General features: G+C 46.6%; 13 protein-coding genes and 1 riboswitch. Of the genes, 5 read left to right on the forward strand and 8 right to left on the reverse strand.

The features are described from left to right. Positions 1–41: 41 nt before the first annotated feature. On the reverse strand, positions 42–1088 hold the full coding sequence (locus tag N288_RS01120; RefSeq protein WP_009795707.1) for a lactonase family protein: 1047 nt from the start codon (positions 1086–1088) through the stop codon (positions 42–44). A gap of 134 nt (positions 1089–1222) precedes the next feature. Then, positions 1223–2038 carry a general stress protein gene (locus N288_RS25755; RefSeq protein WP_009795708.1) on the reverse strand — a complete coding sequence of 272 codons (816 nt, stop codon included), beginning with the start codon at positions 2036–2038 and terminating at the stop codon, positions 1223–1225. Between the two features lie 199 nt (positions 2039–2237). On the opposite strand from N288_RS25755, the gene N288_RS01130 reads away from it, so the two are divergent. Together N288_RS01130 and N288_RS01135 are read left to right on the forward strand one after the other, a co-directional pair. Next, positions 2238–3080: an STAS domain-containing protein gene (locus tag N288_RS01130; protein WP_022543236.1), complete on the forward strand. Its 843-nt coding sequence runs from the start codon at positions 2238–2240 to the stop codon at positions 3078–3080. A gap of 118 nt (positions 3081–3198) precedes the next feature. After that, positions 3199–3393 carry a hypothetical protein gene (locus N288_RS01135; protein WP_009795711.1) on the forward strand — a complete coding sequence of 65 codons (195 nt, stop codon included), beginning with the start codon at positions 3199–3201 and terminating at the stop codon, positions 3391–3393. 30 nt (positions 3394–3423) lie between these two features. On the opposite strand, the gene N288_RS01140 is transcribed toward N288_RS01135, so the two are convergent. From N288_RS01140 to N288_RS01150, 3 genes are all read right to left on the reverse strand, one after another. Further along, positions 3424–3564, reverse strand: coding sequence for a BA3454 family stress response protein (locus N288_RS01140; protein WP_009795712.1), 141 nt, complete (start codon positions 3562–3564; stop codon positions 3424–3426). A 95-nt stretch (positions 3565–3659) separates the two neighbouring features. After that, on the reverse strand, positions 3660–4385 hold the full coding sequence (locus tag N288_RS01145; RefSeq protein WP_035403460.1) for a YqcI/YcgG family protein: 726 nt from the start codon (positions 4383–4385) through the stop codon (positions 3660–3662). A gap of 103 nt (positions 4386–4488) precedes the next feature. After that, complete coding sequence (locus N288_RS01150; protein WP_009795714.1) at positions 4489–6153, reverse strand: mechanosensitive ion channel; 1665 nt, start codon at positions 6151–6153, stop codon at positions 4489–4491. A 160-nt stretch (positions 6154–6313) separates the two neighbouring features. Here N288_RS01150 and N288_RS01155 point away from each other — a divergent pair, with 160 nt between their 5' ends. Together N288_RS01155 and N288_RS01160 are read left to right on the forward strand one after the other, a co-directional pair. Further along, positions 6314–6829, forward strand: coding sequence for a sigma-70 family RNA polymerase sigma factor (locus tag N288_RS01155; protein WP_009795715.1), 516 nt, complete (start codon positions 6314–6316; stop codon positions 6827–6829). After that, positions 6822–8144 (forward strand): DUF4179 domain-containing protein, encoded by a 1323-nt coding sequence (locus tag N288_RS01160; protein ID WP_009795716.1) that lies wholly within the window; start codon positions 6822–6824, stop codon positions 8142–8144. Before N288_RS01155 ends, N288_RS01160 begins: the two co-directional genes overlap by 8 nt. Before the next feature lie 280 nt (positions 8145–8424). Here the strand turns inward: N288_RS01160 and N288_RS01165 are convergent, their stop codons facing one another. Both N288_RS01165 and N288_RS01170 read right to left on the reverse strand, forming a co-directional pair. Further along, a complete protein-coding gene (locus tag N288_RS01165; protein WP_022543237.1) occupies positions 8425–9744 on the reverse strand; it encodes a TrkH family potassium uptake protein in 1320 nt (439 codons plus the stop codon). 104 nt (positions 9745–9848) lie between these two features. Continuing rightward, a riboswitch (cyclic di-AMP (ydaO/yuaA leader) is annotated at positions 9849–10002 on the reverse strand. A gap of 113 nt (positions 10003–10115) precedes the next feature. After that, positions 10116–10670 carry a GNAT family N-acetyltransferase gene (locus tag N288_RS01170; RefSeq protein ID WP_009795719.1) on the reverse strand — a complete coding sequence of 185 codons (555 nt, stop codon included), beginning with the start codon at positions 10668–10670 and terminating at the stop codon, positions 10116–10118. A gap of 170 nt (positions 10671–10840) precedes the next feature. Here N288_RS01170 and N288_RS01175 point away from each other — a divergent pair, with 170 nt between their 5' ends. Beyond that, positions 10841–11725 carry a YegS/Rv2252/BmrU family lipid kinase gene (locus N288_RS01175; protein WP_009795720.1) on the forward strand — a complete coding sequence of 295 codons (885 nt, stop codon included), beginning with the start codon at positions 10841–10843 and terminating at the stop codon, positions 11723–11725. On the opposite strand, the gene N288_RS01180 is transcribed toward N288_RS01175, so the two are convergent. Beyond that, the gene (locus N288_RS01180; RefSeq protein ID WP_022543238.1) at positions 11722–12366 is read right to left on the reverse strand and encodes a VC0807 family protein; all 645 of its coding nucleotides are present in this window, start codon (positions 12364–12366) and stop codon (positions 11722–11724) included. The two genes, N288_RS01175 and N288_RS01180, sit on opposite strands and share 4 nt — an antisense overlap. Positions 12367–12404: the final 38 nt, after the last annotated feature.

The following is a 12404-nucleotide window of genomic DNA, read 5'->3' on the forward strand; positions in this document are numbered from 1 at the left end:
TGAATACTTTTATAACGGGCATATCCCTTTTTAAAAGCTACTTATAAGAATTTCACACATACAGGGTAAGGAACTGAAACATCCTTCTGCAGCAGGGATAGCCTGCCGCTTTGTGCGTCACGGGCAAACAAAGTGAGGTTTCCGGTTTCCTGGTTGGAGGCAACGATATATCTTTCTGAAGGATCGAGCACAAAGTCGCGCGGCCAGTTTCCTTCAGTTGAAGTATGCTCGATGAAATCCAGCTTGCCTGTTTCTTCATTCACAGAGTATACGGCGATGCTGTCATGTCCGCGATTGGCGGCATAGACAAAGCGGCCGTCAGAAGAGATATGGATGGCGCTTCCCTGGTTATTTTCCCGGAATGTTTGAGGGATGGCCGGTACTGTCTGCATTACCTTGAAGCTGCCGTCATTCGGGCTGTATTCGAGCACGATTACCTCGGAGCTCAGCTCTGTCATCACATAGGCAATATTTCTTTCCGGGTGGAAAACAAGATGCCGCGGACCGCTGCCAGGCTTTACATCCAGTGTGGCCGCTTCCTTCAGCACTCCATCATTTAACTCATAGGTAATGATTTCATCTGTACCCAGGTCAACGGCTGCAATGAATTTTCCATCTGGCGTAAAACCTGCATAATGGGCATGCGGCTTTTCCTGGCGGTCTGGGTTTGGACCTGTACCCTCATGCTGGGCAACCGATGAAGCTGAAAGCAGGGAACCTTCCCCCGTCAGTCCGTAGGCTTCAATTGTACCTTTATGGTAATTGGCAGTCACTGCATAGTCCGAGTCTTTATTTACACTGATATGGCATGGAGATGCACCGTCAGACAGCTGGCGGTTCAGTTCCGTAAGCCCGCCGTCATCGCTGATGGAGAACGCGGCTGCGCCGCCTTTCGCCCCTTCCTTTACGACGGAATAAAGGCGTGTTTTATCTTCGCTGACTGTCACATATGTAGGGTTTTCAAGCTCTGCGGCGAGCTTGACATTATCGAGCCTGCCGTTTTCTGTATTCAATTCAAAAGAATAAATGCCTTTGCTGTCGCCTTTTGTGTAGGTGCCAATAAATCCGGAAAAAATATGGTCCTTCATACTAATTCTCCTTTCAAAGTGCGGAATTGCCTCTATTATAGCATGAACCTTTTCAGTGTATTCAGCAGGGCATTGTGAAAAAGCCAAAGGACCTGGCGGGTTAGTCTGCCAGGTCCTTGTGGCCAGCTGAGCCCTTATCCTTTAGGATAGTCTGAATTAGGCTGGCGCGGGTCAGTATAATCGCGGTTCACTTCATCTCTCAGTCTGTCTTCATCTGCAAAGGGGTTGCTTACCACCTTGTCACTGAGAGGGGTGTTTGGATCTATATTTTCATCTGTATACGGGCGGTTTTGATCATTGTGGTCCTGGAATGCATTTTCGCCTTTATCCAGTTCACCGGGGTTAAGCGGATCGACAATATAGTCGTCATACTTATCTTCCTGGTCCGTAGCCCGGATGGCTGTATTCCTGTCTGTTGTGCCTACGAAATCTTCGTCAGTGCGGCGGGCGTCATTGACAGCTCCTCCGGTGAAGATCGTTTCATCATCTGTCAGGCGGTCGCGGTTCCGGTCATCGGGATCCACAAGGATCAGGATTCTTCCTTCTTTTACCTCTGCTTCATAACGGCTGGCCTCTTCTTCCGGGATGCCCATGCCGATCAATGCGCCTGCAAGTCCGCCTGCCCCGGCGCCAACCGCTGCCCCGGTCAGTGTTGCAGCAATCGGGCCCGCCGCAACGATCGGTCCAATTCCAGGGATTGCAAGGGCACCGATGCCCACAAGCAGCCCTGTGAGCCCGCCCAATGCTCCGCCGGCAGCAGCGCCAGCCGCAAGGCCTTCCTCTGTCTTCGTCCCGGTTTCCTCGCTCACAGCGTCAAGATCATCACGGTTTTTGCTGATGACGGAAATGTCCTCAGCCCGGTAGCCTTCTGCTTTCAGCCTTTCAATTGTTTCAACCGCTTCATTCTCTGTTGCATATGAGCCTACTACGCGCTTATTATCTTCTGCCATGTTCATTCCTCCTTATTATATAAAAACTTATCTAATAGAATACATACCCTTATGTGAAAAAGGCCTAAACCTCAGCCTGCCTGAAATATATGGCAAAGAACCGCTTCGTACAGGGACACTCACGGGAGTCAGCATTGCAATACTGCAGGGAAATGCTATGATATAATTGTCAGACTTTTTCATGGGAGAAGGGATTGCATTGAGGAACGAATTGCTTAAGATTGGCACAAGAATAGTAGAGAGCAAAGAGCAGCTCGTCAATCACATATTTGAACGGGAATGCCCTTTCTATAAGGAAAAGCTTAAGAAATCGACTGTTGCCAGAAATCAGATAGCTGAATGGCGCAAGGCCTTGATTCAGATCCTGGGTGAATCATTATATATGGATCAGGAGGAAAGCGGGCGCAAAATTGAAGAATGGGCCCGTAACACAGGAGAAACTGCGATAGAAAACGGCGTTCCCCTGGACGAATCCCTCCGTGTGCTGTCCCTGTTCAGATCGGTTATTTGGGACGTTTTCACTGAGGAGCTGGAGAAAAATCAATTTGCTGCTGTCACGATGCTTGATGTCAGCAAAATCATCAACCCGCTCCTGGATGAGGTCGCGTATATATTCAGTAATATTTACATGAACTACAGCACAAGGAAAATAGAAGTAGCCCGGACTGCCCTGCAGGAGCTGTCCGTTCCGGTTGTCCCGATTTCAGAGGATATTGCCGTTCTTCCGCTCGTTGGGGAAGTAGATACAGAGCGCGCAAAATTCATTATGGAAAAATGCCTGAAAAACAGCTCAGAGCTTCAATTAAAGCAGCTGTTCATTGATGTTTCAGGCGTCCCGATGATAGATACGATGGTTGCCCATAATCTGTTTCAGATTGTAAAGTCATTAAACCTGATCGGCGTGAAGGCAACTATGACCGGAATACGGCCGGAAATCGCCCAGACGATCGTGGCCCTCGGGATAGAATTCCGGGAAATCCCCACGAGGGCAAATCTTAAGCAGGCGCTGATGGCAGCAGGATTCGAGCAAACTAAAAGATGATATTTGTGTGAAACTTATATACAAATGAGGAACTGACTGAATATAAAGTGATACACTAATCATATACAGTTGAAGGGAAATCTATTAAGCAGCCTTCTGCAAAAGCGGGGAGTCGAACATGAAGCTGGGATTAATCATCGTTATAGCCATTATCATCCTTTCTTTAATTTTCACCCTTATGCTGGCCGGCAAAAGTGATGCTGACTACTCAAAGTCAGCCAGGAAAAATACGGTCAACCTGACTGTGATTTATGCAGTGGTCATTCTGCTTTCTATTGTCGCGCTGGGTGTCTATATAAAATGGGGAATCTAAAAAAAGTGAAGCGTGCACGCTTCACTTTTTTTAATTGGCTGCCTGCCATTGTCTCTGCACCTGTTCCTGTGCAAGGCGTGCAATTTCCTCTTCTTGTGTCCCTCTATGTGCGATTACATTTGTCATATAATTTTTTCCGCCGTGATTAACGGTTACAGTTACTTGTACCATGCTTGTTTATTCCTTTCTTAATGGTATTTTAATATAGTGATACCATTTTAAAAGGAAAGTGAAACCTGTTTTACTGAAATTATGAGCCTAATCTATTATTTAGAATGGAAGGGGCATTTGCCTTCAATCGGCTTGATATCATCGCCGATGAAGTATTGCTTCCATTCCCGATGCTCAGGATCCCCATAATGGCTGATATTCGGATGCTTTGGCAGTCCATCCCACTTTTCCACTCGTTCCCTGACTTTTTCCCTGGACATAATTCCTCCTTTTGAAGTGCCTTCCAGCCCCTCAAAAATTCTCCGCGGCTGGAATCCCAGCACAAGGCTGTTACCTAGATCCCTTGTTTTCCGCTGCTTATAGGCTGGCGCGTTTCCAAATACAAAGAAGGGCTCTTCCGCAAAAGAGAATGCCCATAGATGGTGGTCCGGGTCCTCTGGATCATCCTTTGGCCAAGGTTTTTCATCCTGATCATGAAGATACTTCAGAATGTTCCAGAAATATTCGCGGTAGTAAGGGATATCCTTCTCTTCTTTTTCCGGCTCCACAAACACAAACAAGCCATGGCGGATAAGCTTAGGGGCATCAAAAAGATCAATGAACTGTTCCAGCGCCTTCGGAAGCTGTGACCAGTCCTCCTGTGAAATATATGCATAGCGCAGCTCCCCGCGGTTTTCAGCAGTCATGCCGAAATAGCACGGGAAGGTCTTGTCTGTGACGGTTTGATGGAAGGTCTTATATTCTTCAATGACCCAGGCAGGCACAATGTCAGGGTTAGTCATATCTTCTTTTGTCAGCAATGATTTTTGGATGGTTTTCATAATCAGCTCTCCTAATGTTTTTTTTCCATAGTGCATGAAAGCCGGCTTCCCGCAGGAGGCCGGCTTCATCTCATGCTTCAAAGATCATTTCTCTTCTTTGCAGTTATTCATCTCTTTTTTCATTCATGCGATTATGCTCCGGATTTATCGGATCAGCGTTATCCGGCGTCATCGGCCGGGCAGGGCCGGAATCCCCAGCTTGAGTGCCCCTGGAGGCATCTGGAGTCATTGATTCTTTAATCTGGGTGGTGCGGGCATCTTTATTGATGCTCGTCTGCTCAATTTTACGGTCAAGCTTTTGCAGATACTTGGCTGCAAAATCCTTTCCTCCTAAACCAAAGGCAAGGCCAAAGGCGAGGGCCAGTCCGCCGAGTATAAGGATAAAGGCGGAATTGACGATGGAATGGGCGACGCCAAGCTGGTCCAGGGCCATAAAGATGGAAATGGCTACAATTGCATATTGTGCCACAGATGAAAGAAGGCGGAAATGAGGGCCTTCCAGCAGGCTTGAAAGCAGCTTCTTTACCAGGGTTCCGAGCCATAATCCAGCTCCAAGAATGACAAGGGCTGCAAGAACATGCGGCAAATAGGCTATGACCCCGGTTGCCAGTGTGACAAGGAAGTCGAGCTTCAACAGGTTCAGAGCCTGTACAACAAATAAGAGGACAACAATGATCTGGGCAATATAGCCGATCAGCTGGGAAATCCCGCTTTTTGCAGCCCCGGTTTTATTTTTTTTGAATCCGATGCTATTAAAATATGAGTCTGCGCCGATTCGTTCAAGAAGGCTGGCAACCATCTGCCTGACCCATTTTCCGAGCCAGATGCCCGCAAGGATAAAGGCGATGGCTACAATGATATTCGGGATCATGGTGAGGACATCGTTCAGCATGGCAATCGCGGGCTGTGATATTCCTTCCAGATCCAATTCTTCGAGTGCCGCGATTACGACCGGGATCATAATGAAGACAAAGACGATATAGCCGGCAACAGATGAAAGGGTGGTCCCTTCAAACAGCTTGGACAGGCCGAAACGCCCGACAAGCTTTTCCGTACCGATGCTCTGCAGGAAGCTCGTGACAATATCACGGACCAGCTTGGCGATGAACCAGCCGATAAACAGAATAAGGGCAGCGGCAAGGAGTTTAGGAAGGAAAGCCAGAATATCATTGAGCATGCTGGCAAACGGTCCGGAGACTCCCTCGAGATTCAAGGCTGACAGCACGGCAGGAAGGGAAATCAGCAGAACCAGATAGAATACAATATTGGCAGCTTTATCGACGATATTGGAGGAATCGTGATCTCCTTTAATGAATTTATATTTGTTCAGTGTTTCATGGACGCGAAGCGTTCTGCCTCCACGCTTGATGAGAAACTTGAGGGCGGATGCCACCAGCCAGGCAGCCAGCAGGATCAAGGCAGCCTTTAGAATGCTTGGGATGGCACCTGTAATAGTCGAGAACATGCCTACTAGCGGAGTAGCCAGGAAGCTTAAGTTTAAGATATTGAAGAACCAAATAAAGACAAAAATGAGAATGAGAATATAAACGATTTTGCTTATGATTTTCTCAGGGGAATACTTTCTGTTTCCCGACTCGGCAAACAGTTTGTTATCAAGATTGGTTTTGCGGAGGCCTTTCAGGACCGCCTTTTCAACCGCCTTTGCAATGATCCATCCCAACAGGAGGACGACTAATGCCAGCAAAAGGTCGGGAAGCTGGTTCAGATAGCCATTCCAGCCATTCCAAAAAGCATAATTATTATCCAACTAGATCCACTCCTTAACATAGATATTTACATTTACCCAGTGAGTTAGCAGATAAACAGGCTGCAGGCAGCCGAATTGGAAAATAAAGTTTGGAAAAGCAAAACCTTTTTCCTGTGAAGCAGTCTAATATTCAGGAAAACAAGAGGGGGATCGATCAGCCTTGGAGCATATTGTCCGCAAAGCCATAAAAGGGGATGATGAAGCTTTTCTTGATATCATCCGTTCCTGCAAGGCAGATTTGTATAAAACCGCACTCGCCTATATGCGAAATGAGGAAGAAGCTCTTGAGGCCGTGCAGGAAGTAACCTTCCGGGCTTACAGGAGCATAAAAGATCTGAAGCAGCCTGCCTATTTCAAGACATGGATCATCCGTATCATGATCCATTACTGCTGCGACAGGCTCAAGAAGCAACACAGGCTCGTATATAATGAACAGCTGCTCCTCGCATCGGGCGGGGAAGAGGATACTCTTCTATTCGAGGTCCAGGATGCAATGGAGGCGCTCGATGACCGCTCCCGTGAACTGCTGACGCTAAAATACTTCCACGATCTTAAAATCAAGGAAGTGGCTGCCCTGTACAACCGTCCGGAAGGAACCGTGAAAACATGGCTCAATAAAGCGTTAAAGTCATTAAGAGAGAAGCTCGAGGAAAGCGGGGGGAAGATGGATGTTTGAAAAGGAAGAAAAAAAGCTTGAAGCCATACGGGAGCGGTATCAGGAGTTTCCTGTGCCGGATGAACGGCTGGAGGAAGCAATCATGAAAGGGTTCCGGCAAGCCAAAGCTGCCCCGAAGAAGCGGTTCATCAAAAGGAGCTGGCTGCCCGGTCTTGCAGCCGCCCTGCTATTGCTCGGATTTTTGACCAGCATCAGAGTTTCACCGGCCTTTGCCAACTATGTCGCAGAATTGCCAGGTATGGAAAAGCTGGTGGACCTTATCCGGTATGACAAGGGCTGGATATCCGCCGTGGAGAATAACTATATGCAGCCGCTCGGCATATCCCGGGAGAAAAACGGGGTCCGGGTGACGCTTGATGGTGCTATCCGGGATGAACGGGGGCTGGTGGTGTTTTATACAGTTGAGTCAGAGGAGAAACAGGTGCTCCAAACGGAGAGGATTATTTTAACTGGTGCAGATGGCAAAGAGCTTCCGCCGGGTGCTACTAGTTATGGAGGTGCTAGTTATACTGAGGAGCCAGTTAATTCAGTAAGTGATTCAATAGATTACTTTGCTATTGAACCTTTAAAAGCAACTGAATTCAAGATAGAGGTGAAAATTAAAACAGAGAAGGGGCTTGAATCATTTGAAATGGATTTTTCTGTGGAAAACTTAAAAGCGAATAAGAAGGTGTATACGCTAAACAAGACCGTATCTATTAAAGGTCAGAAAATCACCTTCAAGAACGTAACTATATATCCATTGCGCGCAGCTGTACATGTGACGTTTGATCCGGAAAATAACAAGAAGATCTTTAATTTGGACGATCTGAGGCTTGTTGATGAAAATGGAGAAGTTTGGTCAGGGATTGTAAACGGAGCAACAGCAAGCATTTTAGCTGAAAACGAAAAGATTTTCTATCTGCAGAGCAATTACTTTAAAGAGCCTAAGCAGCTGTACCTGACACTAAATAAAGTAATGGCTATAGATAAAGAGGATACAGAAGTGGTTATTAATACAGAAACACTAAAAATTATAAAGCAGCCAAAGGCTGAAAAATTGTCAGGGGTGAACTTGGAAGGGAGAAATTTATCTGTAAAGGTTCGTGCTGGTCAAGACTACCACCACCAGCTTTTCATAACTGCCAAAGATGCTGAAGGTAGAGATCTGAGCAACGGGAGCTCATTCTTTCAAACCAGCGTAGATGGTGTATACCAGGAATATGGGTTGATGCTATCAGAGGCAGACCCGCTAAAATACAAAAATCCAATCACTCTTGAACTAGGTGCGTTTCCTACCTGGATTAAGGGGGATATAAAGCTGCCACTGAAATAGGAAATGAGAGATCTGGAGTTTTCAATGATAGTGCCGGACAACAACAGGCAAGCCCTGTCTGTTCTATATGGGACCATTTATTGAAACGGAGAATTTGTTAGAACCAGGCCGAAATGAAGTAATGCGGCCTGGTTTTACTTATGACCTAAATCAGTTGCGGTTAAAATGTCGTTTTTACTCAGGCCAATGCTTAACACCAGTTCATATTGTCAAACACCTGAATAACCGCCTCCGCATTTCGTCTTGTCCAGCTCCGGACGCAAGCGTCCACCGAATTCCCCTACCCCAACAAAACATCCTCACCAGGATACCGAATTTTCTCCGGTTTTTGTTTGGCGAAGGAGAAGGCGAGTGTGAGCGGGCCGAGTTTGCCCAGGAACATGATGAAGATGATGATTTCTTTTCCGATTTCCGACAGGTCGGCAGTGATGCCCATGGACAGGCCGACCGTTCCGAAGGCGGATACTACTTCGAAAATAATTTTAATAAATGGCAAATCCTCCGTGATGCTCAGGACAAAGATGGCGATAAAGACGAACAGGATGGAAATCATTGAGATGGCCAACGCTTTTGTCAGATAGTTGACGCTGATGGTGCGGCGGAAAATGACAATGTCTTTTTTGCCGCGTATGAATGTAATGACAGCCATGATAATGATGATAAAGGTCGTCAGTTTAATTCCGCCGCCGGTGGACGCGCTCCCCGCACCCACAAACATTAACAGCAGCATATACAGGACAGTTGCATCCTCAAGCCCGCCGATGTCCACTGAATTGAACCCGGCAGTCCTCGGCGAAACGGCCTGAAAATAGGATGCCCAAAGCTTTTCCCAGCTGGTCAGATGGGCGAGGGTCTGCGGATTATTATATTCTAGGTAAAAGATGACGGCCATTGATACAATATTGACCGCAAAGGTGCCCACAATCATCATTTTGGAATGAAGCGACAGCCTTTTGAATTGCTTTGATTTCCACAGATCGGCCAGTACGGTAAAGCCAAGACCGCCAATGATAAAGAGCATGGAAATGACAATATTGATGACAGGATCGCCGACAAACCGGCTGAGTCCGTCCGGCCAGAGCTGAAAGCCTGCATTGTTGAAGGCGGAAACAGAATGGAACAGGCTGTAATAAAATCCATCCTGCCACCCATACAGCGGAACCCATCTCAGGCAGAGGAAGAACACAGCAATGGCCTCGATCGTAAAGGAAAAAATAAACAGGTAGCGGACGAGGCGTATGACTCCGCCGACCGACGTCTGGTTCAATGCCTGCTGCAGGACAAGGCGCTCCTTGAACCCGATTTTCCTTCCGAGCATCAAGTAAATCAGCACAGCGAAGGACATGATTCCAAGGCCTCCGAGCTGGATGAGGCACATGATGACAATCTGGCCGAACAAGGTATAGGTAGACGCCGTATCAGCCACTGTCAGCCCTGTCACGGTCATAGCCGAGGTGGCTGTGAACAGGGCATCGATCCATGAAACACCATGAACGGTTGAAAAGGGAAGCTTCAGCAAGGCGGCCCCCAGCAGGATGAAAAACAGGAATATAAGGGTCAAAAGCTGCGGCGGCGTGATATTCAGGTATTTTCGCTTCATGATCGATAAAGCTCCTTTTTCCTCAAATAGTGAAAAGCAATATATTTTTGGCCAAAAAAAAACCATTCTTATCCACGGAAAAGAACGGTCAATATACGTATTGGCCTTTCTCTCAATATGCTTACGGAGTTAGCTGCCGGATTAGGAATTGAGAGCTTCCTTCCCGGCCTCCGCCAGGATTCACCCCGGGCAGGCGCAAACAGCCTCCTGCCATATTGGTTCCCCCGTTCTTAACATAAGATTCAGCAAAGGTATGAAATTTGAGTGTGATTATAATAATTAAAATACTCCCGCTCATTTGCAAAGTCAATCAGGAAATTGTAAATTTTTACGAATCAAAAAAACCGTGCACAGTGCACGGTTTTGCAAGTCTATTCCTCCAGATGGATACGCCGGTAGTCATCCTCCAGAATGCTCATCATGATGGAATCATGGTATTGGTGATCGTAAAATAAAGCCTCTCGCTGGACGCCTTCCTGCATGAAGCCGAGCTTTTCGTAGACATGAAGCGCCCGGTCGTTATAGTTGAAAACATTCAGCTCGATCCTGTGCAGATTCAGCACGCCGAACGCATAGCCAAGCATCAGTTCCATTGCTTCGCTGCCATAACCGCGCCCCTGGTTCTCTTCCTCGCTGATGTTCACGCGGATATTGGCATTTCGGTTGGTGCTGTCTATATCCTGAAGGGCGATATCGCCGATCACTTCATTCGTTCCATCAAGGACAATCAATAAGAGGATGGATGATGAATCCTCCGCCTTTTCTTTAATATAAGAAAAGATCTGATCTTTGGAGAAAGCTTTTTTCAGACCGGTAAGCTTTCTTGACCGTTCATTATAGAGCAGCTTCACATATATATCCGTATCTTCTGTACTGATGGGCCGAAGATAAATCCGTTCTCCCTGCAGGAACCTTATAGCATCCATTTGTACTCCTCCTTGGCTTTTCCTAATTACAATATAATCCAATCCCGCTCAATTAAAAATAGATATATTATCCCTTTCAGTAATTTGAACATCAATATAATTGAAACATCAAAAGTTGGGTAAATGTAATAGCAGATACACTGTTCGAAAAAAAGGGGGCCTTGGCCAGGATGGATTATAGAAAAGGAATGCTTATTTATAATGGAAATGCCGGTCAAAAAGATATAGAAAAATCGCTTGCAGCTTGTGTTCCGGTCTTGTCTGCAGAGCTGGATTCCCTGATTCTGCTGCCAACCAAGAGGGAAGGGCATGCAAGAGAGCTGTGCAGGGAATATGGATCTGAGGTGGATGTTCTTTTCATCCTGGGCGGAGACGGGACGGTACATGAATGCATCAATGGATTGGCGCCGCTCGAGGATCGGCCGGCCATCGGCATATTGCCTGGGGGGACTTGCAATGATTTTTCAAGAACATTGAATATCCCCCAAAATATACGTGATGCAGCACTTGCAATGATCTCAGGAGAAGCAGAGCCGGTTGACATTATGCAGGCGAATGAAGACTACTTTCTCAACTTCTGGGGTATTGGGCTGGTGGCGGAAGCTTCGGAAAATATTAAGGCAGCAGAAAAAAACCTATTCGGGCGGATCAGCTACTTCCTGAGCGCCTTGCGGACGATCAAGGAAATGGAGCCATTCCATGCTTCGCTTATAGTGGATGGAAAGGCCATAGAGGAAGATGCCGTTATGATACTTCTGGCCAATGGCCATTATATTGGCACTAATGCATTGCCTTTTGAGAATCTTGACTATAATGACGGACTGGCTGATTTATTTATTATAAAAGATGCCAATCTTGCTTTAATGAAAGAAGCACTTACAGTAGACAGCATGGAAGCAAACGAGAATATTCTCCATTATAAGGGAAAGGAAATACAAGTAAGCACAGAAAAGAGGATGGAAGCTGACATGGATGGAGAGGTATATTCAGCGACTCCGTGCCGGATAAGCGTCCATGAAGGACATATGCAAATGATAAAGCCAGGGCAGCCTTAAGGGCTGTCCTGGCTTATGGTTGTTTCAGGAGGTTCGTTCAGTGCTCCAATTTCTTTCAGGATAAAATAAAATCCGCCTGCCGATACAATGGTAAAGCCCCAATTCAGGATCTGCCTCAGCACGATTCCCTGGTCAAAGGCATCAACCCCGTATTTTCCAATGAGCCAGACCTTAATGGAGGCAAGAAGAATGAATTTCAGAGCAAAGCCTGCCGTGATCAGGCTGAAGATCATCAGTGTTTTGCTTTTAAAGAAAACTTCCTTCATGCTGCCCCTGTCTTTTCCCTGCAGTTCCATAAAATCGAGAGTGAAATAGAGGAAGACTGGCTTTTTCAGCACAATCGTCAACAAAAACAGGCAGCCCAGCACGTAAGAATAAATGACGTTATTCCATAGAAGCTGAAGGGCCGACCCGGCGAGCACATCGATCAGGGTGCCGATCACCAGGTTCACAAGAAGGAACAGGCCGAATAGATTGATTTTTTTAAGCTGAAAGAAGCGGTACAGTGTATAGATGATGCCAGGTACGGATGACAGGATCATCGCCAGATAATCACCAAGCACGTCCCGGCCGTAATTCCAAACAACAAGAGGGAGCACAACATAAAAGAGAATGTCTGGCACCATTGAATTTTTCTGCATTTTTTTCGTTCCTGCCTTTTTTAAAGGTTTCTGTAATT

Origin of the sequence: Bacillus infantis NRRL B-14911 (genome assembly GCF_000473245.1) — a bacterium.
GTDB lineage: Bacteria > Bacillota > Bacilli > Bacillales > Cytobacillaceae > Bacillus_AB > Bacillus_AB infantis.

Excerpts from the sequence above, each read along its gene's own strand:
- N288_RS01160 (WP_009795716.1), top strand. The coding sequence starts at position 6,822 with ATGTTTGAAAAGGAAGAAAAAAAGCTTGAAGCCATACGGGAGCGGTAT.
- N288_RS01145 (WP_035403460.1), bottom strand. The coding sequence starts at position 4,385 with ATGAAAACCATCCAAAAATCATTGCTGACAAAAGAAGATATGACTAAC.
- N288_RS01170 (WP_009795719.1), bottom strand. The coding sequence starts at position 10,670 with ATGGATGCTATAAGGTTCCTGCAGGGAGAACGGATTTATCTTCGGCCC.
- N288_RS01175 (WP_009795720.1), top strand. The coding sequence starts at position 10,841 with ATGGATTATAGAAAAGGAATGCTTATTTATAATGGAAATGCCGGTCAA.
- N288_RS01165 (WP_022543237.1), bottom strand. The coding sequence starts at position 9,744 with ATGAAGCGAAAATACCTGAATATCACGCCGCCGCAGCTTTTGACCCTT.
- N288_RS01120 (WP_009795707.1), bottom strand. The coding sequence starts at position 1,088 with ATGAAGGACCATATTTTTTCCGGATTTATTGGCACCTACACAAAAGGC.
- N288_RS01180 (WP_022543238.1), bottom strand. The coding sequence starts at position 12,366 with ATGCAGAAAAATTCAATGGTGCCAGACATTCTCTTTTATGTTGTGCTC.
- N288_RS01140 (WP_009795712.1), bottom strand. The coding sequence starts at position 3,564 with ATGGTACAAGTAACTGTAACCGTTAATCACGGCGGAAAAAATTATATG.
- N288_RS01135 (WP_009795711.1), top strand. The coding sequence starts at position 3,199 with ATGAAGCTGGGATTAATCATCGTTATAGCCATTATCATCCTTTCTTTA.
- N288_RS25755 (WP_009795708.1), bottom strand. The coding sequence starts at position 2,038 with ATGGCAGAAGATAATAAGCGCGTAGTAGGCTCATATGCAACAGAGAAT.